At 60.5% G+C, this 23218-nt stretch carries 20 protein-coding genes; 7 read left to right on the top strand and 13 right to left on the bottom strand.

Features of this window, described 5'->3' with window-relative positions:
- Window position 1: 1 nt before the first annotated feature.
- The 3 genes from ACRZ94_RS01695 to metG form a co-directional block, all read right to left on the bottom strand.
- Window positions 2-3139, bottom strand: coding sequence for an efflux RND transporter permease subunit (locus ACRZ94_RS01695; RefSeq protein ID WP_480796530.1), 3138 nt, complete (start codon window positions 3137-3139; stop codon window positions 2-4).
- Between the two features lie 3 nt (window positions 3140-3142).
- The gene (locus ACRZ94_RS01690; protein ID WP_480650816.1) at window positions 3143-4303 is read right to left on the bottom strand and encodes an efflux RND transporter periplasmic adaptor subunit; all 1161 of its coding nucleotides are present in this window, start codon (window positions 4301-4303) and stop codon (window positions 3143-3145) included.
- Between the two features lie 269 nt (window positions 4304-4572).
- Complete coding sequence (gene metG, locus ACRZ94_RS01685; protein ID WP_480796529.1) at window positions 4573-6294, bottom strand: methionine--tRNA ligase; 1722 nt, start codon at window positions 6292-6294, stop codon at window positions 4573-4575.
- A gap of 258 nt (window positions 6295-6552) precedes the next feature.
- On the opposite strand from metG, the gene ACRZ94_RS01680 reads away from it, so the two are divergent.
- Together ACRZ94_RS01680 and ACRZ94_RS01675 are read left to right on the top strand one after the other, a co-directional pair.
- Window positions 6553-7266: an OB-fold-containig protein gene (locus ACRZ94_RS01680; RefSeq protein ID WP_480796528.1), complete on the top strand. Its 714-nt coding sequence runs from the start codon at window positions 6553-6555 to the stop codon at window positions 7264-7266.
- Between the two features lie 33 nt (window positions 7267-7299).
- Complete coding sequence (locus ACRZ94_RS01675) at window positions 7300-8961, top strand: flotillin family protein (RefSeq protein ID WP_480796527.1); 1662 nt, start codon at window positions 7300-7302, stop codon at window positions 8959-8961.
- A gap of 30 nt (window positions 8962-8991) precedes the next feature.
- On the opposite strand, the gene ACRZ94_RS01670 is transcribed toward ACRZ94_RS01675, so the two are convergent.
- From ACRZ94_RS01670 to ACRZ94_RS01640, 7 genes are all read right to left on the bottom strand, one after another.
- Window positions 8992-10212, bottom strand: coding sequence for an MFS transporter (locus tag ACRZ94_RS01670; protein WP_480650821.1), 1221 nt, complete (start codon window positions 10210-10212; stop codon window positions 8992-8994).
- Between the two features lie 70 nt (window positions 10213-10282).
- Window positions 10283-10879 (bottom strand): YceI family protein, encoded by a 597-nt coding sequence (locus ACRZ94_RS01665; RefSeq protein WP_480796526.1) that lies wholly within the window; start codon window positions 10877-10879, stop codon window positions 10283-10285.
- Window positions 10876-12090, bottom strand: a complete 1215-nt coding sequence (locus ACRZ94_RS01660; protein ID WP_480796525.1) for an MFS transporter — start codon at window positions 12088-12090, stop codon at window positions 10876-10878. Before ACRZ94_RS01660 ends, ACRZ94_RS01665 begins: the two co-directional genes overlap by 4 nt.
- Before the next feature lie 64 nt (window positions 12091-12154).
- On the bottom strand, window positions 12155-12775 hold the full coding sequence (locus ACRZ94_RS01655; protein WP_480796524.1) for an ImuA family protein: 621 nt from the start codon (window positions 12773-12775) through the stop codon (window positions 12155-12157).
- A gap of 48 nt (window positions 12776-12823) precedes the next feature.
- A complete protein-coding gene (locus tag ACRZ94_RS01650; protein WP_480796523.1) occupies window positions 12824-13405 on the bottom strand; it encodes a retropepsin-like aspartic protease family protein in 582 nt (193 codons plus the stop codon).
- A gap of 40 nt (window positions 13406-13445) precedes the next feature.
- Window positions 13446-14066 (bottom strand): MarC family protein, encoded by a 621-nt coding sequence (locus tag ACRZ94_RS01645; RefSeq protein ID WP_480650831.1) that lies wholly within the window; start codon window positions 14064-14066, stop codon window positions 13446-13448.
- On the bottom strand, window positions 14063-15916 hold the full coding sequence (locus ACRZ94_RS01640) for an ABC-F family ATP-binding cassette domain-containing protein (protein ID WP_480796522.1): 1854 nt from the start codon (window positions 15914-15916) through the stop codon (window positions 14063-14065). Before ACRZ94_RS01640 ends, ACRZ94_RS01645 begins: the two co-directional genes overlap by 4 nt.
- A 109-nt stretch (window positions 15917-16025) precedes the next feature.
- On the opposite strand from ACRZ94_RS01640, the gene ACRZ94_RS01635 reads away from it, so the two are divergent.
- Together ACRZ94_RS01635 and ndk are read left to right on the top strand one after the other, a co-directional pair.
- A complete protein-coding gene (locus ACRZ94_RS01635) occupies window positions 16026-17228 on the top strand; it encodes a multidrug effflux MFS transporter (protein WP_480650835.1) in 1203 nt (400 codons plus the stop codon).
- Window positions 17229-17331: 103 nt separating this feature from the next.
- Entirely contained in the window at window positions 17332-17754 is a 423-nt protein-coding gene (gene ndk / locus ACRZ94_RS01630; RefSeq protein WP_170352964.1) for a nucleoside-diphosphate kinase, read from the top strand.
- 52 nt (window positions 17755-17806) lie between these two features.
- Here ndk and ACRZ94_RS01625 read toward each other — a convergent pair whose 3' ends face one another.
- Window positions 17807-18154: a TfoX/Sxy family protein gene (locus ACRZ94_RS01625; protein ID WP_480650838.1), complete on the bottom strand. Its 348-nt coding sequence runs from the start codon at window positions 18152-18154 to the stop codon at window positions 17807-17809.
- 250 nt (window positions 18155-18404) lie between these two features.
- Between ACRZ94_RS01625 and ACRZ94_RS01620 the strand changes: the two genes are divergently transcribed.
- The 3 genes from ACRZ94_RS01620 to ACRZ94_RS01610 are packed head-to-tail and all read left to right on the top strand — an operon-like array spanning window position 18405 to window position 21064.
- Window positions 18405-19841 (top strand): CHAD domain-containing protein, encoded by a 1437-nt coding sequence (locus tag ACRZ94_RS01620; protein WP_480650840.1) that lies wholly within the window; start codon window positions 18405-18407, stop codon window positions 19839-19841.
- Window positions 19842-19844: 3 nt separating this feature from the next.
- The gene (locus ACRZ94_RS01615) at window positions 19845-20600 is read left to right on the top strand and encodes a ParA family protein (RefSeq protein ID WP_480650842.1); all 756 of its coding nucleotides are present in this window, start codon (window positions 19845-19847) and stop codon (window positions 20598-20600) included.
- Window positions 20597-21064 carry a CYTH domain-containing protein gene (locus ACRZ94_RS01610; RefSeq protein ID WP_480650844.1) on the top strand — a complete coding sequence of 156 codons (468 nt, stop codon included), beginning with the start codon at window positions 20597-20599 and terminating at the stop codon, window positions 21062-21064. Before ACRZ94_RS01615 ends, ACRZ94_RS01610 begins: the two co-directional genes overlap by 4 nt.
- 2 nt (window positions 21065-21066) lie before the next feature.
- Here the strand turns inward: ACRZ94_RS01610 and ACRZ94_RS01605 are convergent, their stop codons facing one another.
- Both ACRZ94_RS01605 and ACRZ94_RS01600 read right to left on the bottom strand, forming a co-directional pair.
- The gene (locus ACRZ94_RS01605) at window positions 21067-22431 is read right to left on the bottom strand and encodes a sensor histidine kinase (RefSeq protein WP_480650846.1); all 1365 of its coding nucleotides are present in this window, start codon (window positions 22429-22431) and stop codon (window positions 21067-21069) included.
- On the bottom strand, window positions 22424-23104 hold the full coding sequence (locus ACRZ94_RS01600) for a response regulator transcription factor (RefSeq protein ID WP_480650847.1): 681 nt from the start codon (window positions 23102-23104) through the stop codon (window positions 22424-22426). Before ACRZ94_RS01600 ends, ACRZ94_RS01605 begins: the two co-directional genes overlap by 8 nt.
- Window positions 23105-23218: the final 114 nt, after the last annotated feature.

Below are 23218 nucleotides of genomic sequence, written 5' to 3'. Positions count from 1 at the left end.
GTCAGGCCGCTTCTTCGGACGGGCCGGGATCGTTCTTGGACCCTTTGAGCCATTCCCTGAGGCTCTGCATCAGGGCATAGAGCACGGGCACCAGGATGACGCCGACCAAAGTGGCCGCCAGCATGCCGCCGAACACGGCAACACCGATGGCCTTTTGGCTGGCCGCCCCCGCACCGCTGGCCGCCAACAGCGGCACAACACCCAGCAAGAAGGACAGGGCGGTCATCATCACGGCGCGGAAACGCTGATAGGCGGCCTCGGCAGCGGCGTCCTTGATCGACAGGCCCTTGGCCCGCTGCTCCATCGCGAACTCGACGATGAGGATGCCGTTCTTTGAGGCCAGACCCACCAGCATGATCATCCCGATCTGCGTATAGAGGTTGATGTCACTGCCCACGATGGCCACCGCAGCCACGGCACCGAACAGGGCGACGATCACCGACAGCAGGATCGACACAGGCATCGACCAGCTTTCATATTGCCCCACAAGGAACAGATAGCCGAACAGGATCGCCAGCCCCAGAATGATGATCACCAGACTGCCCGAGGCCAGCTGCTGCTGCGCGGTCCCGGTCCACTCAAAGGCGTATCCGGGGGGCAGGGCGGTGGCCGATTCCTCGGTCATCACGCTGATCGCATCGCCGGTCGATAGCCCCGGTGCCGGCACCGCTGTGACCGTGGCTGAACGGAACAGGTTGTGGCGTTTCAGCAGGACCGGGCCCAAGACGTTTTCCACATCGATCAGCGTGCCCAGCGGCACCATCTCACCCTGTTCCGAGCGGACATAGAGGTTCGAGATATCCTCAACATTGTCGCGATAGCTGCCATCCGCTTGGATCATCACGCGATAAACCCGTCCGAACAGGTTGAAGTCATTCACATAGTACGACCCCAGTTGCGCCTGCATGGTCTGGAACACTTCAGCCACCGAGACCTGCAGTGTCTTGGCCTTTTCACGGTCCAGATCGACGAACAATTGCGGGACGTTTGCGCGGAAGGTGGTATAGGCCTGACCGATCTCGGGTCGCTGGTTCGCCGCATAGACGAAGGACCCCACGGCTGACGCCAGATCCTGCGGTGTGCCACCACCGGTTTGCTGCACCTCCATCTCAACCCCGGCCGAGTTGCCAAGGCCCTGAATCGGCGGAGGGTTGAACGCCACGATCGAGGCCGCGGATTCCCCATTCGCAATCGCCAGAACCTTTTGCAGAATGGCATTCGCGCTCAGGTCATCGTCCTGACGCTCATCCCAGTTTTCAAGGTTCACAAAGATCGCCGCGCCATTGGTCGTGGTGCCGTTCAGGATCGAAAACCCGTTGATCAGAACGGTGCTGGAAACGCCGGGGATTTGCTGAACCTGTTCATCCACGCGGGCCGAGACGATTTCGGTGCGTTCCAGCGTTGCCGCGTCGGGCAGCTGGATGTCGACAAAGAGGTATCCGTTATCCTCAAGCGGCAGGAACCCGCTGGAGGTGTTGGACATGATCGTACCGGTGCCCATGGCAAAGGCGGCGATAATGCCCAGCCCCACGACCGGCAGGATCAGTAGTTTTCGCACAATTGCCACATAGCCGCCGCGAATGGTGCCGATGAACTTTTCGAACACCGCCAATATACCCTTGGGCGGACCGGACCGGGCCCGCAGAACCAATCCGCACAGGGCGGGGGACAGGGTCAGCGCGTTGATCGACGAGATCACAACAGCGGTCGAGATCGTCACCGCGAATTGCGAATAAAGCCGCCCCGAGATGCCGGGCATGAAGGTCACGGGCACAAACACAGCCAGAAGAACCAGCGTGGTGGCAATCACCGGGCCGGTGATCTGACCCATGGCCTTGCGGGTCGCCTCGGCGGGGGGCAACCCCTCATCCGCGATGATCCGTTCGACGTTTTCAACCACAACGATGGCGTCATCCACCACAATCCCGATGGCCAGCACCAGCGCAAACAGCGAGATCGTGTTCAGCGACATGCCAAAGGCCAGAAGAAAGGCAAATGTCCCGATCAATGAGACCGGGATGGCCACGGCGGGAATGATCGTCGCGCGCCAACTGCCCAGGAAAACGAACACGACCGAGATCACCAGAATGAAGGTCAGGATCAGGGTCGAGACCACGTCGTTCAGCGATTGCTCGACAAAGTCGGTGGTGTTGAACGGCACGTCAAATTCGACATCGGTGGGGAAGGTGCGCGAGAGGCGTTCCAGCTCGGCCTCGACCCGTTCGGACACGGCCAGCGCGTTTGCGCCGGGGGCCTGGTAGATGCCGATCACTGTGGCGGGCACGCTGTCGAAATAACCGGACGCCGCGTAGAACTGGGCCCCAAGTTCGACCCGCGCGACATCCTTTACCCGAACGATGGACCCTGCGTCGCCTGTGCGAATGACAATCTCGCCAAATTCCTCGGGCGAGGTCAGGCGGCCCTTGGTCTTGATCGTATACTGAAAGGTCTGCCCCTCGGGCACGGGCGGCGCACCGATCGAACCTGCCGAGACCTCGGCATTCTGCTCGCGGATGGCGTTGATCACGTCACCCGGCGTGATGGACAGAGCCGCCATCTGATCCGGGTCCATCCAGATCCGCATCGCGTATTCCAGATTGGTCAGAACGTCGGCCTTACCAACACCCTGAACCCGCGCCAGCGCGTCTTTGAGGTTGATCGACGCATAGTTCGACAGGAACACGCTGTCATACGTGCCGTTGGGCGAGGTCAGCGTGACCAGAAGCAGCATGTTGGTCGACGCCTTCTGCGTGACCACGCCCGAAGACGTCACCTCGGCCGGCAGCGAAGACATGGCCTGCGCCACACGGTTTTGCACGTTGACTGATGCAATATCAGGGTCGGTGCCCACCTCGAACGTCACGTTCAGCGAATAAGAGCCGTTGTCGGATGAGGTGGACGTCATATAGATCATGTCGTCCACACCGTTCACCTGCGCCTCAATAGGCGCGGCAACGGTGTTTTCCACGGTTTCCGCATTTGCACCTGTGTAGGTGGTTGTGACACTGACCACCGGCGGGGTGATGTCGGGAAACTGCGCGACCGGCAGAACCAGATAGCCGATCCCGCCCAGAATGGTCAGGACCAGCGAAATAACGAGCGCCAGCTTGGGCCGGCTGATGAACAGGGCTGAGAACATCTGTTACTCTCCCGGCTGCTCAGACGCCACGACTGCGTCGACAGCCACGCCGGGGCGCACCCTTTGCAGGCCCTCGACAATGACGCTTTCGCCCTCGCGCAGGCCATCGTTGACGATGACCGCCGTCTCAACATTGTCGCCGGTGGTGATATAGCGCTGCTCGACCATCTGCTGGTCGTTCACGACCAGAACAAACTCACCCCGCTGGTCCCGTTGCAGGGCGGCCTGCGGGATCAGAACCTCAAGCGTGGGTTCCAATGCCTCAATCTGGACGTTCAGGAATGCGCCGTCCACGATCAGACGGTTGGTGTTGTCAAACTGGGCCCGAATGGTGATCGCGCCGGTCAGAGGGTCAATCCGGTTGTCCACAAAGACGATCTGGCCGGTCTCATCCAGATCGGTGCCGTTGGGCAATGTCAGGTGCACGTTCGGGCTTTGGGTGCTGTCAGCCAGCGAGGCCGCAGTCTCACCATATTGCTCAAGCACCGAGGTGAACTGCTTTTCGTTCAGTGAGAAATTCACATAGATCGGCGCTTCGCTGACCAGATTTACAAGCGCCGGATTGTTTGGCCCGACCACATCGCCAACGCTGGTCGTGATCCGCCCGATCCGGCCTGCAAAGGGGGCGTGAATTTCGGTATAGCTCAGGTCCAGTTCGGCCTGCTGGATCGCGGCTTGCGCGGCTTTGACCTCGGCCTCGGCCACTAGTTCGTTGGCGCGCGCGATGTCTCGTTCGGATTCCGGGGTCGCGTCGCGCAAGAAAAGCTCTTGTTTACGCGCCAGTTCCACCTTGGCCAGTTCCAGGTTGGCATTGGCGCGGTCCAGATCGGCTTTGCGCGCGTCCAGCGTGGCCTGATACAGATCGGGTTCGATGGTGAACAAAAGATCATCCTTGTTCACAAGCGAGCCTTCGGTCACGTCCTGCGTTTCCAGAAACCCGTTGACGCGGGCAACGATGTCTACCTTGTCGATCGCCTCGGCCCGGCCAATGAATGTGGCTTCTTCGGTGATCTCTTGTGTATAGGCCGCTGCAATCGAAACCTTAGGCGGCGGCGCGTCACTTTGATCCTGCGCCCAGGCCGCATGTGCCATACCCACGCAGGCCACGGCGGCAAGGGCGGGCCGGAACAGGCGGAGTCTCGGTTTCTTCGATGCAGGGGACATGGCAAGGGCCTCGTTAAAAAAGACAGGATATCTGCCCGGATCGACAGGATATCCGGACGAGTCGTATGGATTTTGTCTCAGGATGACTTTTTTGCGCTCATATCTCAAGCGTCATGAATGTGTCCGGCATCGGGGCAGGTGTGGATTTTTTGAAGGCGGCAGGCTGACTTACGCAGAGCCCCTCACGCTCGGGTACAGGGGCATGGCGCCCCGAAACAAAAACGGGGGCCGCGTGTGCCCCCGTTCTTTCCGTTGCGAATGTCGCGGTCTCAGTCGCGCGTTCCGGCAAAGCGGGTCTGCCAATCCTCACGCTGTTCGTCGGTGATTTTGGCGAACAGAACGTCAGGTACGGTGAACGCATGACCGGCGGGCAGGGCCTCCAACACGGCCGGGATGTTATCGGGATCGGGCCAATCCGCATTTGTGACGTTCATCGCCTTCAGCATCGCAGCCGCGCTGCTGGGGATGAACGGGCTGCTCAGCACGGCAAACAGGCGGATCAGGTTCAGACCTACAGCGACCTGAGCCGCAGCGGTGCTGGGGTCGGTCTTGAAGGTCGTCCACGGCGCAACCCGTTGCAAATACTCATTGCCTGCCGCCCAGATAGCACGCAACTCCTGAGCGGACTTGCGAACCTCCATTGCCTCCATATGCCCGTAATAGGCGTGAATACGGCCCGACAGTTCGGTGATCAGATCGCCTTCATCGGCTGAAATCGTTCCTTCGGGTACCGTCTCACCGAATTTCGAGCGGCAGAACTTGGTGATCCGGCTGACAAAGTTGCCCAACACGTCGGCGAGGTCCTTGTTCACCGATTGCTGGAAGTTCTCCCATGTGAACTCGCTGTCGCTGCTTTCGGGCGCATGGCTCAGCAACCACCAGCGCCAGTAGTCGGCAGGCAGGATGTCCAGCGCCTGATCCATGAAGACGCCTCGGCCCTGGCTGGTCGAGAATTGACCGCCATCATAGTTCAGGTAGTTGAAGGACTTCAGGTGATCGACCATCTTCCACGGCTCGCCCGAGCCCAGAATCGTCGCGGGGAAGCTGAGCGTGTGGAACGGCACGTTGTCCTTGCCCATGAACTGAACATAGCGCACGTCGTCGGCACCTTTGTCGGTGCGCCACCAGCGTTCCCAATCGGCATCCATTTTACCATTGGCATCCGCCCATTCCCTGGCGCAGGCGATGTATTCGATGGGGGCGTCGAACCAGACATAGAAGACTTTGCCCTCCATCCCCGGCCAGTCCTGATCGCCTTTCTTGACCGGAACACCCCAGTCCAGATCGCGGGTGATGCCACGGTCTTGCAAACCATCGCCGTCATGCAGCCACTTCTTGGCAATTGAGGTGGTCAGGATCGGCCAATCGGTCTTGCTGTCGATCCACGCATCCAGTTGATCCTTCATCGCGGATTGGCGCAGGTACAGGTGCTTGGTTTCGCGCACTTCCAGATCGGTCGAGCCGCTGATCGCGCTGCGCGGCTCGATCAGGTCGGTCGGGTCCAATTGCTTGGTGCAGTTTTCGCACTGATCGCCGCGTGCGCGGTCATAACCGCAATTGGGGCAGGTGCCCTCAATATAGCGATCCGGCAGGAACCGTCCGTCGGCGTTGGAATAGACCTGCTTTTCACTGACCTCTCGGATCAAACCGGCCTCATCCAGCTTGCCCGCGAAATGCTGGGTCAGCTGGCGGTTCTGCGCGCTGGAGGATCGGCCAAAGTGATCGAAACTCAGGCCAAAGCGCTGCGCGATGTCCGCCTGAACCGCATACATGTCAGCACAATATTCGGCCACTGGCTTGCCTGCCTTCGCGGCGGCCAGTTCTGCCGGGGTGCCGTGTTCATCGGTGGCGCAAAGGAACATGACCTCGTTCCCCCGGCCACGCTGATAGCGCGCGTACAGATCGGCCGGCAATTGCGAGCCGATCAGGTTGCCGAGGTGTTTGATCCCGTTGATGTAGGGGATCGCCGAGGTAATGAGTATCCGAGCCATTTTGCGTGTCCACGTATCTGTCTGCGCGCCCGTCTACCCGAAGTCGCGGGCCAGAAAAACCCCGGCTTTCGCCCAGATGTCATTTTCGACACGCAGAGGCGGTGAAAACGCAAGGTGCACAGGGTTTCGAATTGCGCCCGACTGGCAAGGCACAATACCCATAAGTTGTATAGTGGAATCACAACCTCTTGAATTTGCGCGATGAGTACCCATCTATTGGGTATACAAAAGTATACAATAGACGAGGGCAACCTGCTGATGTTTGACTTTTTGCTTGAGGGTGCGTTTGCGCCCTTTACCTTTGCGCTTGCGCTGCTGTTCGGCCTGCTGGCGCTTGAACTGGTGGCGCTGGTCATCGGTGGCAGCCTGCTGGCGGGTGAGGGCGAGGTCGATCTGGATATTGACGCCCCCGATCTGGACGTGGCCGATCTGGATCTGGATATCGATGCCGATATTGATCTGGGCGACTATGAGCTGGCCGAGGTTGAGGCAGACGCTCCCGGTGGCGCGCCCTCAGGGCCGCTGTCTTGGCTGGGGATCGGCAAAATGCCCTTCATGATCTGGCTGGCCGTGCTGCTGGCGGGGTTCGGCCTGTCGGGCATGGGTCTGCAACTGGCGCTGCGCGATCTGCTGGGCTTTGACCTGCCGTCCTGGATGGCCGCAATCCCGGCGGGTGCCTTTGGTCTGTGGTTCGCGCGCGGCTTTGGCGGTGTCTTCGCCCGCCTTCTGCCCAAGACCGAGACCGAGGCTATGTCGGAACGGATGCTTGCCCGCAGGCGTGGCGTGATCACGCAGGGCACCGCCTCCCGCGGGCGTCCGGCCGAGGTGCGCATCATGGATCGCTTTGGCAACACCCATTACCTGCGCGCTGAGCCGCTGCAGGATAACGAGACGCTGGAGCAGGGCACAGAAGTCCTTGTTCTGCGCGACAGACGGCGCGACCGGTTCGTTCTGGTCGGCTTGTCAGTCTAACCAAATTTCAAACCCCAACTCGGAGGATTTTGCATGGAACTTCCATTCCTGGCCGTCACAATTGTGACCATTCTGGCCGTACTCTTGTTCATTGGCCTTGTTCTTGGCCGTCTTTACCGCCGCGCGACCCGTGAGATCAGTCTGGTGAAAACCGGTGCAGGCGGTAAGAAAGTCATCATGGATGGCGGCGTCATCATCGTGCCGCTGCTGCATGAGGTCAGCCCCGTCAACATGAAGACCCTGCGCCTTGAGGTGCAGCGCAGCGGCGAGGCTGCCTTGATCACCAAGGACCGGATGCGCGTGGATGTGGGCGTTGAGTTCTACGTCTCGGTCATGGCGACCGAAGAGGGCATCGCGCGCGCCGCGCAGACACTTGGCGACCGTACCTTTGATGTCGAGCAACTGCGCGAGATGATCGAAGGTAAGCTGATCGATGGTCTGCGCGCCGTGGCTGCTCAGATGACCATGGACGGGCTGCATGAAAACCGCGCCGACTTTGTGCAAGAAGTGCAGAATGCCGTGTCCGAAGATCTGCTGAAAAACGGTCTGTCGCTGGAATCCGTCTCGCTGACCGCGCTGGACCAGACGCCGTTCGAAGCTCTGGATGAGAACAACGCGTTTAACGCCGTGGGTATGCGCAAGCTGGCCGAGGTAATTGCAACCTCGAAGAAAGAGCGCGCGCAGATCGATGCCGAGGCTGAGGTTGAGGTGCGCCGCGCCGCCATGGAAGCAGAACGTCAGAAGCTGCTGATCGAACAGGATGAGGCGCAGGCGCGGATTGAGCAGACCCAGAAAGTTGAAACCATGCGTGTCGCGCAAGAGGCCGAGATCGCGGCCCGGACCGAAGACTCGGTACGTGAAACCGAGCGCGCCCGGATCGCCCGCGAAGAGGCCATTCGTTCGGCAGATATTGAGCGGGAACGCAAAATCCGCGACGCCGAGATCGCCAAAGAGCGTGAGATCGAAGTGGCCGAACAGGAACGCCAGATCATCATCGCGCAGAAATCCGAAGAGGAAAGCCGCGCGCGTGCATCTGCTGATCTTGCCCGTGCCGAGGCGACCAAGGCGACCGAAGCCGTGGCGACCGCCCGTGAGGTGGCCGAGGCCGAGCGTCAGAAGCAGATCGCCCTGATCGAAGCCACCCGCGAGGCGGAACGTCAGGCCACCGCCATCCGTCTGGCCGCACAGGCCGAGAAAGAGGCCGCCGCCGACCGCGCCGAAGCCCGCCGTGAAGAGGCACAGGCCGAGGCGGATGCGCTGAACATCCGGGCCGAGGCCAAGAAGAACGACATGCTGGCCGAAGCGGAAGGTAAGCGCGCGATTGTCGAGGCCGACAATGTCCTGTCCGCGGCGCAGATCCGCATGAAGGTTGATCTGGCTCGGATCGAAACCATGCCCTCGATCATCTCGGAAATGGTCAAGCCTGCGGAAAAGATCGACTCGATCAAGATCCATCAGGTGGGCGGTATCGGGGCAGGTGCCTCGGGTGGCGCGGCCAACAGCGACAAGCCGGTTGTCAATCAGGCGCTGGATTCGATCATGGGTATGGCGGTGCAGATGCCCGCGCTCAAGAAACTGGGCGAAGAACTGGGCCTGTCGATGGAGAATGGCGTCGGCGGCGTGGTGAACGGGGCGTTGGAGCAAACGCAGGACCCCGCCGAGGGGTCAGAGGATGAGACCTCTCCGATCCAGTAACAAATGGAAGGGCCGGGATTTCCCGGCCCTTTATTCTTCGCGCGACCGTTTCAGCAAGCGCCCGATGGTAAAGGACGTGCGCGGCGCATAGACATAATTCGTACGCGCATCCGGTGTCGGGCGCGAGCGCATTCGGGCAAGGCCGAACAGGATAAGCCCCAGATGGCCGACTGCGACAAAGGCGAACAGCGCGCCCGGCCCAAACTGCTGGATCAGCGTGGATGAAATATAGGGCGATGCAATCGCCCCCAGCGCGTACCAGAACATCAGTGCGGCCGACAGCTCAACCCGCTGTTCGGTGGTGGCAAAGTCATTGGCGTGGGCAGAAGAGACCGAGAAGATCGGGAAAGTGGTCAGCCCAAAGAATCCGGCCGCCAGCATGACGCCCAAGGTGCCCGAGCCGCTGGCCGCCATGGTGATGCCGCAGCTGAGCACGGCGGCGGCTGACAGCCAGATCAGCACCCACCGCCGGTCATATTTGTCGGCCAGCCATCCCAGCGGATATTGCGCCAGCGCGCCGCCGAGAACGAAAGACGCCAGGAAAAAGGCGATCTGATCCACGCCCAGGCCCACCTCTTGCCCATAGACCGGGCCGACCATGCGAAACGAGGCTGAGCTGAGCGCCGACACAATCACCCCGGCCACGGCCAGGGGCGAATTGGCCCAGGCCAGTCTGGGCCGCAGGCGCGGTGCCTCGGGTGTCTTGGGTTGGCTGGCCCGCGTCAGGGCCAGGGGCAGCAGCGAGGCACAGCACAAAATGGCCAGCAGGTTGTATGATACGTAAGAGGCAGGCGGCAGCACCGCGATGATTAACTGCGCGCAGAGCGACGCACCCAGATCGGCGATGCGGTAGCTACCCATGACACGACCGCGCGACTCGTTTGTGACCTTGGCGTTCAGCCATGCTTCGATCACCGTATAACACCCGGCCACACAGGTGCCCGATGCGATCCGCAGGATGGCCCAGATATTCGGGTTCTCGGTCAGGGTATGGCCCAGCAGACCCATCGCGCCCAAGGCCGTGCACACGGCAAAGGCGCGGGAATGGCCGACACTGCCCATCAGACGCGGGGCCCACCAGCATCCGACAAAGAACCCGATGAAATGCGCAGAACCCAGCAGACCGATCTGCTCGGTCGAAAAGTCCAGCGTCAGCCCCGATATGGCATCCAGAGGCCCAACGCCTCCGGTCGACAGCTGCAAGAGAATGACCGACAGAAACAAGGCTGCAAAGGAAATGATCGTGCGCATAGTGACACCAGCTTGTGGCTTTCGGGGTGAAATGCGCGCGGCTTATCGACCTGTCGGCGTCGTTTTTGACCTATTCCGCGCGTTTGATTTCGGCCCGGATGTCCAGCCCCACGGTGTCCTGCACCAGATCGGGATAGCCGGATGCCCCGAAATCATGACGGTTCAACGCGCCGGTCAGGCGAATGGACAGATCGTCGAGATTGTCGGCGGCGCTGCCGGGGGGGCGGTGCAGGGCGGCCCTTAGGACAATCGGTCGGGTGACGCCGCGCACCGTCAGCTCACCCGTTATCGTGGCCCCGCCCGAGATGCGCCCGCTTTCGCCAAGCTGCACGTCGGTCGAAACGAATTGGATCACTGGAAACTCCTTGGCGTCCAGCACGCTTTCGCTAAGCATAGGTTTGCGCGCAAAGGGCAGTTTTGTGCGGGCTTTGGCCACGTTCAGAACGACGTCCACGCGGCTGTTGAGCAAGTCGTTCAGGTCGATCTCGATCTCGGCGGACTCGATCGGCATGGTGCCTGATTGCGATATGCCTGACAGGTCAAAGGTGAAATCGACCGATGTCTCATCCGGGACAAGCTCATAGGCGTCGGGGGCGGCAAATGCAGGCCCGGTCAGGGCAAGCCCGGTCAGAATGGCAAGCAATGTGCGTCGTGTCGGGTGTATCATGCGAGAACCTCTTGCCTGCGGGGCCGTGAGCGGTGGAGCAGCATCAGCAGAATGGCGATATTGATCCCGTTCCAGAGAATGCCGTTGATAAAGGCCAGTTGGTAATTTCCGGTGACGTCGTAAATCCAGCCGGACATCCATCCGCCCAGTGCCATGCCCATGATTGTCATCATCATCACAAAGCCGACCCGCGCTCCGGCCTCTTGCGGGGGCATGTATTCGCGGACCACCAAAGCATAGCTGGGAACGATGCCACCCTGAGCCAGACCGAACATCAGACTGATGATATAAAGCGAAACCATGCCGTCATAGGGCAGGAACAGGAACAGGGCGATACATTGCAGGACCGAGCCGATCAGCAGGGTCATCAGCCCGCCCAGCTTATCCGCAACCACGCCTGAGATGACGCGGCTGACCACACCGCCCAGCAGCATCAGAGACAGCATCTCGGCCCCCACGGCAGGGCCATAGCCCAGTCCGACACAATAGGACACGATATGAACTTGGGGCATCGACATCGCCACGCAGCAGCCGATCCCGGCCAGACCCAGAATATATTGCAGGGCGCGGGGTGATATGCCGACGCTGCGCGCGTTGAGCTGGGCATTGGCGGCGGCGGTCCGGTGCGCCTCGGCCGGTACCTGACGGCGCAGCAGCAGGGACAGGGGGATCACCACGATCAGGGTCATCAGGGCAAGCGTCAGATACACCTGCTCCCACCCGTCTCGGGCCAGAATGCCGGACAGCATGGTGGGCCAGATAGCGCCCGACAGATAATTGCCGCTGGCCACCAGAGCGACGGCAATGCCGCGCCGTTTCATGAACCAGTGCGAGATATCGGCGATCAGCGGCCCGAACCCGATCGAAGTGCCCAACCCCAGCAACAGATGCGCCAGCGACAACAGCAGCATGTTTGGGGCCAGCGTCGCCAGCAGATAGCTGATGGCGCTTAGAATGGCAGCACCGATCAGTGCTTTGGTCACGCCCATGCGGTCGACCAGCTGGCCCAGCCACATGTTTCCCAGCGCAAAGCCGATCATCGAAAGGACATAAGGCAGCGAGGCTTCGGCCCGACCGGCATCGAACTGTGTCTCGATGGCGGGCATCACCACGATAACCGCCCACATTCCCACATTCGCCACCATGGCAATTGCCAGAGTGATCAGCAGGCGCAGCCAGGAATAGCGGCTATCGTGGATCGCGTGGGTCATCCCGGAACGCTAGGGCGGGGGCGGGGGTTTTGCCAGTCACAAGTTTTGTGAACCGCGTGAGGTGTCACGCCATTACATCGTCAGCCCCGATCTGTGTCAGGTTCAGACCAGCGCGCGCTTTGGTCTGGGTGGCCTGCCATGTGACCGGGGGCAGGGCGCGGGCACGGCGGCGGGTCAAACGCCAGCGGCGGGCCTCTCCGGCATGATCAGCGGCCATGTGCCAGCGCGTCTCAATTCCCTGTGCGCCACCATCGCCGGGCGTCAGCAGCAGACCCAGCGGTGCTCGCCCCAGTGTGCCGCCCTGTTCGGCGGCCAGATGCATGCGCCGCACGGGTGTCAGCCCCGGTGCGCCCGGCAGGTCGCCGATGATCAGCGGGATCGCCCCGCTGCGCAGGGCTTCTTCCAGACACCATAGAATATCTTCGGCGCGGGTGGGGCGAACAAAGATGAACCGGGCGGGATCGGCAAAGGGCATCATACCATCGGGGTTCAGCTGGCCCGGCTCCCACGCGGGGGCAATCCACAACACCGGGCCCTGTGCCTGACCGGCCAGCCACATGGCAAAGCTGCGCCGGGCCGGGCCACATGCTTCGTGCACGCGGCCCGTTTGCAGGGTGATCTGAGGGTTCAGCGCCAGCCCCTGCGCCTTGTGCGATGGCTTGCGGTCAGTCAGGTGGATGGACATGCCGTCAGGTTAGCATGTTCTTACTTTGTTCTCAATAATGGAATGCTGTCACCGCGACAGGATCATGCGGCCATTAGTGAACTGGATATTCGAAAACCGGTGCAGGTAATCCATGCCCAGCAGGGACTGGCGCAGATCGCCCTCATTCACCCAGGCCGAGACACCGTGATCAGTGATCGGCCCCAGTTCAAGACTGTCCAGCCGGACGGGTGCAGTGCGCACCTCTCCGTTCGCGGTAAAGGCGCGGCCGAAATAGTTCAGTTGATCGGGGTCGACTCCGATACGCCGGGCGTCCTGATCGCTGAGAACGATCTGACTGGCACCGGTATCGACGAGAAAGGTGATCGGCTCTCCGTTCACGATCACGGGTAGGTAATAGTGACCATCGCTGGCGCGCGGAACCTCGATCGCTTCTCCGGTCACGGTCATCTGCGGGGCAGGGCCTACGGTCGAGCGGATGTCTTCCCACAGTCCGACAACCGCAATGACGCCGACAAAGATAAACACCCAGGCCATGGCTTGTTGCAGGGTTTTATTCAGCGACTGACGGTTTTGCGACACGAACCAGAACACCACGGCCGTCCCAAGCACAACCAGATATACCAAACGCCCGATGTTGTCGCCGTCCATACCGTTTTCCTAAACACTTACCTGTTGGATATATGGGGGGTCAGGAGGCAAATCCAAAGGCCTTGAGGCCATCCAGAATGAATTGAACCGACAAGGCCGCCAGCAACATTCCCAGCAGGCGGGTCAATACGTTCAGACCGGTTTTGCCCAGAATGCGCGCAATCAGACCGCCTGACAGGAAAAAGGTCAGAACCACCGCCATGACCGCCAGCATGACCAGACAGGCCTCGACAATGCCCAGAACACCAGGATGTTGCCCTGCCAGCAGAATGATCGTTGCAATCGATCCCGGGCCCGCGATCAGCGGAATGGCCAGAGGGAACACGGAAGGGTCGGGGTGTTCCTCTTCCTCGGCGCGGTCCTCGCGCCGTTTGGTGCGGCGGTCAAACAGCATGTCCAGCGCGGTCAGAAACAGCAGCGCCCCACCGGCAACGCGGAAGGCGGCCATTGAGATACCGACGAACCCCAAAAGCGCCTCGCCAAAGGCGGCAAAGGCAATCAGGATGCCAACAGCCGTCAGACAACTGCGGATCGCGGTTTTGCGCCGGGTTCTGGCATCCATGTCCTGCGTCAGCGCCACGAAAATCGGCGTGGTGCCGAACGGGTCGATCACCACGAACAGGGTGGTGAAGGCGGTGATGAAAAAGGCAAAATCCATCATGTGGTCGTCTCGGCTTGTTCAAGGCGCTCGGCGGCGGCGACCCACAGGGTTTCGGCCTTTTGCATGGCTTCGACCACCTCGGCAAATTTGCGGTTCCAGGTTTCCAGATCGTTGATCTTGTCGTCTTCGTACAGCGCCGGGTCCGCCAGCTTGGCCGAGAGCTTGTCGTGCATATCGGTCAGCTTTTCGATCCGGTCCTCGCATTTGCGCAGATCGGCGCGCAGGGCCAGAATAGTGTCGCGGGATGGGCGTTTGGGCTTGGCCGCCGCGGGCTTTTCTTTGACCGGCTTGTCCCGGGCCAACAGCAGGGCGCGGTAGGCTTCCAGATCGCCCTCAAACGGCTTGACCGTCCCGTCCGAGACCAGCCAAAGCCGGTCCGCCACCAGCGACAGCAGGTGCATATCATGGCTGACCAGCACAACCGCGCCAGAATAAGCGGTCAGCGCCTCGACCAGCGCCTCGCGGCTTTCGATGTCGAGGTGGTTGGTCGGCTCATCCAGGATCAGCATATGCGGCGCGTCGATGGTGGCCAGCAGCAGCGACAGGCGCGCTTTCTGGCCGCCCGACAGACGTCCGACCTGCGTATCTGCCTGATCCGCGTTCAGTCCGAACCCCGCCAGCCGCGACCGCCATTTGCCCGGGGCCTCATCGGGGCGCAGGCGGCGCAAATGGTCCAGCGGCGTTTCGTCCACATAAAGCTCATCCACCTGATGCTGCGCAAAATACCCGATGCGCAGCTTGGAGCTGCGGGTCATCTTGCCCGCCATCAGGGGCAGGCGATCCGAGAGCAGCTTGGAGAGCGTAGACTTGCCCTGACCGTTCTTGCCCAGCAGCGCGATCCGGTCGTCCTGATCGATGCGCAGGTTCAGGCGGCGCAGCACTTCGGTGTCGCCATAGCCGGTCACGCCGCCCTCAATATGGATGATCGGGGGCGACAGTTCCTCGGGCTCGGGGAAGGAAAACGCGCGCAGGGCGGCCTCTTGCGGGGTCGAGACCAACTGGATGCGCTCGATCATCTTCAGGCGCGACTGGGCCTGCACAGCCTTGGTGGCCTTAGCGCGGAACCGGTCGACAAAGCTTTGCAGATGGGCGATGCGCGCCTTGGCCTTTGCGTTTTCCGATTCTGCCTGCGCAATACGTTCGGCGCGGCGTTCGGCGAATTTGTCGTAAGGCACCGCGTAATAGGTCAGCTTGCGGTCTTCCAGATGCAGGATCGATCCCACCGCGCGGTTAAGCAGCCCGCGGTCGTGGCTGATGATGATGACCGTATGAGGGTACTTGGCCAGATAGCTTTCCAGCCACAGCGCGCCTTCAAGGTCCAGATAGTTGGTTGGTTCGTCCAGCAACAGCAGATCGGGCTGCGAAAACAGCACCGCCGCCAGCGCCACGCGCATCCTCCACCCGCCCGAGAAATCGGAACAGGGTTTCAGCCGATCCTCATCATCGAACCCCAGCCCTTTGAGGATCGAGGCCGCGCGCGCCTCGGCTGACCAGGCGTCGATATCGGCCAGACGGGTCTGGATCTCGGCAATGCGCGTGGGGTCTTGGGCGCTTTCTGCCTCGGCCATTAGGGTACTACGTTCGATATCGGCGGCCAGAACCGTGTTGATCAGCGAGACATCGGACGAGGGCACCTCTTGCGCCACGCCACCGATCCGCGCGCGTTTGGGCAGCACGATATTGCCCGATTCCAGTGCCAGTTCCCCCCGGATCAGGCGAAACAGGGTGGTCTTGCCGGTGCCATTGCGGCCCACAAGCCCGACCTTGTGCCCATCGGGAATGGTTGCACTGGCCCCGTCGAACAAAGGGCGACCTTCGACGGCGTAATTGATGTCTTCGATCCGTAACATGCGCCGCTCTTAGCAGAGCCGTGATGCCGCCGCCAGCCGCTTGGCATGTTCAATGCGCGGCGGATGTGTTAGCGCTGGTCCGGTTGGATTTCAGACGGTTATTTGCCCCATGCGCGCGGCCCGGACGCCCCCATCCCTGGTGACACTGATCTGCGCGACGGCCCTGTCGGTGCTGTCGCTGAACATGTTCCTGCCGTCACTGGCGCGGATGGCCGAGGATTTTCAGGTCGATTATGCCTTGGTGAACTTTTCGCTGGCCGGGTATCTGGCGATTTCGGCCTGCCTGCAACTGATCCTTGGCCCCTTGTCAGACCGGTTCGGACGCAGGCCCATTTTACTGATCGGGATGGGTGTCTTTGCGATCGCCTCACTGGGCTGCGTTCTGGCCGAGTCGATCTGGGTCTTTCTGGGGTTCCGCATGTTGCAGGCGGCGGTGGTGGCAGGACCGGTGTTGTCCAGCGCCTCGATCCGTGACCAGTTCGCGCCGAATGAGGCTGCCAGCAAGCTGGGCTATGTGGCGATGGCGATGGCGTTGGCGCCTATGCTGGGTCCGATGCTGGGCGGTGCGCTGGACATGCTGTTTGGCTGGCGGGCGGGGTTCGTCCTGTATTCGGTGTTCGGGGCAGGGATGTTCATGCTCCTCTGGCTGGATATGGGAGAGACCAATACCAACCGATCCGCCACCTTCGCCGCGCAGCTGCGCGAATACCCGCATCTGTTTCGCGCCCGCCGGTTCTGGGGCTATGCGCTGTGTGCTGCGTTCTCGATCGGCGGGTTCTACAGCTTTATCACCGGCGCGCCGCTTGTTGCCGCTGCATGGTTCGATCTGAGCCCGGCCATGCTGGGCCTTGGGATCGGCATCATCACGGGTGGCTTCATGGTGGGGAACTTCATCACCGGGCGCATCGCCAAACGCACCCGGCTGACGACGATGATCCTGACAGGGCGCATCGTGGCCTCAACCGGGCCCTTCATCGGGTTGTTGCTGTTTTTGGCAGGGATGGGATCGGTCTGGGTGTTTTTCGGCTCGGCCATTTGCGTGGGCTTCGGGAATGGGTTGACCAACGCCAACGCCTCGGCCGGGGTGATGTCGGTACGGCCCAAGCTGGCGGGCAGCGCGGCGGGTCTGTCCGGCGCAATGGTCGTTGCATTGGGGGCGATCCTGACGACTGTGACGGGCACATTTGTCAGCCCCGAAAACGCCCCGTTCCTTGTGCTGGGTATGATGAGCGCCAGCAGTTTCGCGGGCCTTCTGGCCATTCTTTATGTGCGCAGGCTGGATCGTATCGACCCGTTGCCGGACACGATCTGAAACTGAGGCCATCATAGTGCTTTTCTTGCGCCGCATACCGTGTTACGCGGCGCGCGATGGATTTCGGCGCACACCAAGCGCCACATTGTAAGGAGAGGCCGACATGGCACTGGAACGCACATTCTCGATCATCAAACCCGATGCAACCCGCCGCAACCTGACTGGCAAGATCAACGCCAAGTTCGAAGACGCCGGCCTGCGCATCGTCGCGCAAAAGCGCATCCACATGACCAAAGAACAAGCCGGCAAGTTCTACGAAGTCCATGCCGAGCGTCCGTTCTATGACGAACTGTGCGAATTCATGTCGTCGGCTCCGGTCGTTGTGCAGGTTCTGGAAGGCGAAGGCGCCATTGCCAAGAACCGCGAAGTCATGGGCGCAACCAATCCCGCAGACGCCGCCGCCGGCACCATCCGCGCCGAGTTCGCTGAATCGGTTGGCGAAAACTCGGTCCACGGTTCCGACGCACCGGAAACCGCAGCAGTTGAGATCGCCTATTTCTTCTCGGGCATCGAACTGGTCGGCTAAGCCGGTTTCAGCTTTGACTGACAGGCCGCTCCCTTTAACGGGGGCGGCTTTTTTATGCGAGTTTGAGGTCTGTGGCCGAGATCCTAACTCCAATTGCATCCAAATCCGCAATCATCTGGGTCTCGGGTGCTGTGGTTGCACTGGCTTTGATGGCGTCAAACCGCGCGCGCAGGGCCTTTTTCTCATCACCTTTGCAGTCGTTCCACGGGCGTCCCTGCAACCCCATCACCAGCACGTAATAGCCAATGAAATGTGGGCGCGACCCGTTTCGCAGCAATTTGGCATAGGCTGCATCTGCCCCCATTTCGCGCAGGTGCTGGGCCGAGTGGATACCTGCCCGCGCGCAGGCTTGCTCGAACGCGGGGCCGAGGTTGCGGATGGAAGAGACGGGATCAGGCATGGGCACGTTCTAACGGGGCATTGCGTTCCTGTCGACATGACGTAGGGTCATTTTGAGATCGGACTTGCCAGATAACAGGCCGTTCGATTTCATGATGTTAAGCTGTCACGAGGATGCCAATGTCCGAGGTTCAGAAAGCCGCCAAGACACTGGTGAAGGGCCATGTTCATGCGCCGCGAAAGGCCCGGTTGTGATGGCGGGGTTCGTTGCCGTGCTCGGCCCGATTAATTTTAGCGGATTATCGAATGATTTGAATGGTCTGTCGGTAGAGGCTGACGCACCCGGGCCAGCGCAAAGCTTTGACCTGTTGGACAGCCATGATCAGGATTTGCGCGCTGATGGCCGGATGCTGGTTCAGGTCGGCGGGGCGCTGCATTTGTTTGACGATGATGCGCTTTCGCAGGCCTGCTCTGGCAAAGGACGGTTCGTTCAGGATTTGCCAGACGGGCCAGTGCGCGCGGCGTTGAAAGGTTTTCCCAAGTTGCGCGCGTTGATGAGCATCGGGTCGGGCGCAATGACAACCACCCGTTTCGCCGTGTTGGATGAGCTGCAAAAAACGCAAGTGCGCGGTGACATGGTCGTTCTGAAAACCGACGAAGGGCAGGCGACGCTGTTGCAGGTGCGGGCCATGCGTGGATATGACCGCGCCCATGAGGCCGTTTGCGATAAATTGGTAACGAAGGCCGCAGATATTAAGGCAGTAGTTCAACACCTGTTCCCCGAGGCCGTTCCCTATACCTCCAAGCCCGAGGTTCAGCTGGGCACGCGGGAACCCTCGGTCGAGGTGGCGGTAGACATTATCCGCACATTCATCTCCGTCGCCCGCCAGAATGAGGCTGGCGTGATCGCCGACATCGACACGGAATTTCTGCATGACTATCGCGTCGCGTTGCGGCGTGTCCGATCAGTGCTGAGCTTGTTCAAGGGTGTGTTCTCTTCCGATCAGACCATCGCGTTAAAGCGGGTTTTCTCTGACCTTATGGCCCCCACAGGGCGGTTGCGGGATCTGGATGTCTATCTTTTGGAGAAAGATAATTATTTCAATCTTATACCGTCTAATCTTCACACGGGCGCCGAGGCTATGTTTGCGCAGTTTGCCCAAGAGCGCGCGCAGGTTTTGGCCACCTTGTCCCGCCGGTTTCGCAGTGCAACTTATGATCGGCAGATGCAGGAACTCTCGGCCCAGTTTTCGGACGCAAAGAACCTTCAGCCGGGGCCAAATGCAGACCGCGCAGCCTATGACTATGCTTGCGCGCTGATTTGGAAGCGGTACCGCAAGGTGTGCAAACAGGCGCGGCGTATCACGCCTGACACGCCGGACGATGCGGTGCACGCGCTACGGATCGATTGCAAAAAGCTGCGCTATCTGATGGAGTTCTTTGGCCCGCTTTTTGACAAAAGCGATTTCAAGACGCTCATCAAGCCATTGAAAAAGCTTCAGGATAACCTTGGCCTGTTCAACGACTATTCCGTCCAACAAGTCGCGCTGTTGCAATTTCTTGACGGGCAAAGCAACACTCAAGGGCGGGCAGATGCGCAGTTTGCCATGTCTGTTGGCGGGCTGATCGCCGTCCTTGATCAGCGCCAAAAGGCCGAGCGCGCCCGCGTCATCGCAAATTTCAGGCATTTCGACAGCCCGGACATCCAAAACCTGTTCCGAACCCTGTTTCACCACAAGGAGGACTGAGGCGTGAAGATCATAGCGTGTTACAGTAACAAGGGCGGCGTGGGCAAAACCGCGACCTCGGTGAACCTCGCCTATGCCTATGCGCAGGCGGGGTACAAGGTGCTGCTGTGCGATCTTGATCCGCAGGGGGCGTCGGGCTTTTACTTTCGGGTGAAACCTTCGAAAAAACTGACAGATGCGCGGTTCTTTGAGGATGTCGCGCGGTTCACCAAATCGATCCGTGCCAGTGACTTCGAAGGGCTGGACGTGCTGCCCGCAAACCTGACCTTTCGCGATTTCGACGTGTTCCTGTCGCGGATGCGAAACAAACGCTCAAGGCTGAAAAAGGCTCTGGTCACGGCGGGCAGTGATTACGACATCGTCCTTCTGGATTGCCCGCCGAATTTCTCGACCCTGTCCGAGAATATCTTCAAAGCCGCCGATCAGATATTGGTCCCGGTGATCCCGACGACCCTTTCAGAGCGCACATTCGATCAACTGGTCAGCTTTTTTGAGGCGAAAAACCTGCCAAAGAAAAAGCTGCGCGCGTTCTTTTCGATGGTGCAGCGGCGCAAAACCCTGCATCTGGATACGATGGAGCAGATGCGCAAGCTCTATAAGAAACGCTTCCTTGCGTCCGAAATACCTTTTGCCGCCGATATTGAACGTATGGGTCAAAACCGCGCGCCGGTAAGCCTTTATGCCGGGCGCAGCGCGGCGAGTACGGCTTATGAAAACCTGTTCAAAGAATTGGAAAACGGAGTGAGTTCAGGGAAATGAGTGCCGAAATTGAACGTAAATTCCTGGTCGCAGAGATGCCGGACCTCAGTACTGCGGAAAAAGCTGTGGTGCGTCAGGGCTATCTGACGGCCGCCGAGGATTCGACCGAACTGCGGCTGCGTCAAAAGAACGACCGGTATTTTCTGACCCTGAAAGGCAGCGGTGCGTTGGTCCGGGTTGAGCGTGAGGCCGAGATTTCATCGCAGCAGTTCGAAACCTTCTGGCCCGAAACCGAAGGCCGACGGGTTGAGAAGGAACGCTACACAGGTGAGTTGCCGGATGGCCGGGTGTTTGAGCTGGATGTTTTCACCGGGGATCTGGCCCCGTTGCGTCTGGTCGAGGTCGAGTTCGAGACCGAAGATGAAGCCCGCAGCTATACGCCGCCCGCGTGGTTTGGTGCGGATGTGACGGCGGATAAACGTTATAAGAACAAGACAATGGCGACCGAAGGCATTCCTGGCTGACCCTAGTGGCTCAGCTGGATGATCGCCTCAAGACCCGGGTTGGCATTGCGGGCCTGAAACCCGCCTTCGTGCATATGGGCGATGGCCGCGACCAAAGCCAGACCCAGCCCCGCATTGCGTTCGGTTCGGGCCGGATCAAGGGTCACAAAGGGCATTTGCAGGCGCTTCAAATCCTCTTGCGGGACACCGGGGCCCTGATCGCGCACGCTCAGATTGGTAAAGGGCCCATCCTCGCTAAGGGTGATGGTGATCGTCGTATCCTCGGGCGCGTAGCGCATCGCGTTTTCCAGCAGGTTGGACAGCGCCTGAGACAACAGGGGGCGGTGTCCGGGGATGGGTGCGGCGGTGCCCGTTACCTCAAGCTGAATGCCCTGATCGTTTGCGACGGGCTCATACAGCTCGACCACATCAGCCACCAATTGCCCAAGGTCCACGGTTTCGAACTGATCGCGGCCCACGCCAGCCTCGGCGCGTGAGATGTCCGTCAACTGCCCTAAAACGCGCAGCACGTGGTCGATTTCGGTACTGGCCCGAATGACGTCGATCTGCCGGTCCTGCTCGGACTTGTCCGGGTCGGACAGCGCCTCGACCCGTTGTTTGAGGCGCGACAGGGGCGAGCGCAGGTCGTGGGCGATGGAATTCGAAGTGGTGCGCAGGTTGCTGACCAGTTCTTCGATCCTGTCCAGCATGGTGTTGAGCGTTCCTGACACCTGATCGAACTCATCACCTGTGCCACGCAAGGGCATGCGGCGGGACAAGTCGCCCGAGACGATGTTTTCGGCCGTGCTGGCAATGTCGGACAGGCGGGAAAATACGAGGCGGGTAAACAGCCACCCGGTCAGGACACTCAACGCGAGTGCAATGGCCAGCGCGATCCCGACCGAGCGCAGCAGGACCCGGTCGAATTGCTCGCGGGCCAAAGCATCGCGCCCGACCAGCAGACGTTCGCCGCCCGGAAGGCGGATCGAGGCGGCTGAAATCGGCACCAACTGGTCGTTATCCGCGCGGCGCAGCTCAAGATCGACCCAGCCGCTGCCTGCCGCAATATCATTGGGCCATTGCTTCAGGTTGCCGGCCAGTTTCGCGCCAAAGCGGTCGGTCAGCAGATACAGCGCATCGCGTTCCGAGGCCGAGGGCAGGCGGCGTTCTATCGCGGTCAGCAGGCCGATCAGACCCCGGCGTTCATATTCATCGGCCAGCCCGGTCAGTTCGGCGGACACGACGGATCGTGTCTCGCCTTCGATACTGCGGTTCGCCGTGACATACACCAGCGCCAGCACTGTCGCGGTCAGCAACGTGCTGAGCACCATACTGGCCAGAACAAGACGCGTACGTGAATTGTTGAACGATAGCCGCAGGTTATCCATCTGAGATCATATAGCCGGCACCCCGGACGGTTTCAATCAGCGGCACGTCGCCCCCTTCGTCCAGCTGACGGCGCAGCTTGGAGATATGGACGTCCACCACATTGGTGTTGGGGTCGAAATGGTAATCCCACACACCTTCCAGCAGCATGGTGCGCGACACCACGCGGTTTTTCCGGCGCAGAAAGAACTCTAGGATCTGGAACTCGCGCGGGGTCAGGGTGATCTCGCGCCCGTTGCGGGTGACTTTGCGGGTCAGCAAATCCATCTCAAGATCGCGGCAGGTCAGGGTCGGGCTTTCCTCGGCCTCTTGCGGGCGGCGCAGCAGCGCTTCGATCCGGGCATGCAGTTCCTGAAAGGAAAACGGTTTGACCAGATAGTCATCCGCACCGGCGCGCAGCCCTTTGACACGCTCGTCAACCGCGCTCATGGCGGTCAGCATCAGAACCGGGGTTTTCACCCCCGCCGCGCGCATGGATTTGATCAGCGATAGACCATCCAGCCCCGGCAACATCCGGTCCAAAACGATGGCATCAAACCCACCATCCGTGGCGTGATACAGGCCCTCGCGCCCGTCTTCGGCGGCTTCGACGATATAGCCCTCTTCGCCAAACCCTTTGGCGATGAACTCCCGTGTTTCTTCGTCATCTTCGACGACCAGCAAGCGACGGCTCATGATCAGAGTTCCTTTCGTAACGGGAGTAAAGCACAAGTTACCAACCAAAACACGTGGTTGTATGGGGAATTACGTGCCGGGTGCGTCACTGCGCACCCGGCAGTCCCGGCGGTT

It is taken from the genome of Ruegeria sp. CH10, from assembly GCF_056537125.1.
Note: the sequence above shows the minus strand (reverse complement) of the source record. Positions and strands in the feature narration are given on the sequence as shown.

Bases quoted from the DNA above. Each gene is read 5' to 3' on its own strand.
- ACRZ94_RS01695 (WP_480796530.1), bottom strand. From the start codon at position 3,139: ATGTTCTCAGCCCTGTTCATCAGCCGGCCCAAGCTGGCGCTCGTTATT.
- ACRZ94_RS01690 (WP_480650816.1), bottom strand. From the start codon at position 4,303: ATGTCCCCTGCATCGAAGAAACCGAGACTCCGCCTGTTCCGGCCCGCC.
- metG (WP_480796529.1), bottom strand. From the start codon at position 6,294: ATGGCTCGGATACTCATTACCTCGGCGATCCCCTACATCAACGGGATC.
- ACRZ94_RS01680 (WP_480796528.1), top strand. From the start codon at position 6,553: ATGTTTGACTTTTTGCTTGAGGGTGCGTTTGCGCCCTTTACCTTTGCG.
- ACRZ94_RS01675 (WP_480796527.1), top strand. From the start codon at position 7,300: ATGGAACTTCCATTCCTGGCCGTCACAATTGTGACCATTCTGGCCGTA.
- ACRZ94_RS01670 (WP_480650821.1), bottom strand. From the start codon at position 10,212: ATGCGCACGATCATTTCCTTTGCAGCCTTGTTTCTGTCGGTCATTCTC.
- ACRZ94_RS01665 (WP_480796526.1), bottom strand. From the start codon at position 10,879: ATGATACACCCGACACGACGCACATTGCTTGCCATTCTGACCGGGCTT.
- ACRZ94_RS01660 (WP_480796525.1), bottom strand. From the start codon at position 12,090: ATGACCCACGCGATCCACGATAGCCGCTATTCCTGGCTGCGCCTGCTG.
- ACRZ94_RS01655 (WP_480796524.1), bottom strand. From the start codon at position 12,775: ATGTCCATCCACCTGACTGACCGCAAGCCATCGCACAAGGCGCAGGGG.
- ACRZ94_RS01650 (WP_480796523.1), bottom strand. From the start codon at position 13,405: ATGGACGGCGACAACATCGGGCGTTTGGTATATCTGGTTGTGCTTGGG.
- ACRZ94_RS01645 (WP_480650831.1), bottom strand. From the start codon at position 14,066: ATGATGGATTTTGCCTTTTTCATCACCGCCTTCACCACCCTGTTCGTG.
- ACRZ94_RS01640 (WP_480796522.1), bottom strand. From the start codon at position 15,916: ATGTTACGGATCGAAGACATCAATTACGCCGTCGAAGGTCGCCCTTTG.
- ACRZ94_RS01635 (WP_480650835.1), top strand. From the start codon at position 16,026: ATGCGCGCGGCCCGGACGCCCCCATCCCTGGTGACACTGATCTGCGCG.
- ndk (WP_170352964.1), top strand. From the start codon at position 17,332: ATGGCACTGGAACGCACATTCTCGATCATCAAACCCGATGCAACCCGC.
- ACRZ94_RS01625 (WP_480650838.1), bottom strand. From the start codon at position 18,154: ATGCCTGATCCCGTCTCTTCCATCCGCAACCTCGGCCCCGCGTTCGAG.
- ACRZ94_RS01610 (WP_480650844.1), top strand. From the start codon at position 20,597: ATGAGTGCCGAAATTGAACGTAAATTCCTGGTCGCAGAGATGCCGGAC.
- ACRZ94_RS01605 (WP_480650846.1), bottom strand. From the start codon at position 22,431: ATGGATAACCTGCGGCTATCGTTCAACAATTCACGTACGCGTCTTGTT.
- ACRZ94_RS01600 (WP_480650847.1), bottom strand. From the start codon at position 23,104: ATGAGCCGTCGCTTGCTGGTCGTCGAAGATGACGAAGAAACACGGGAG.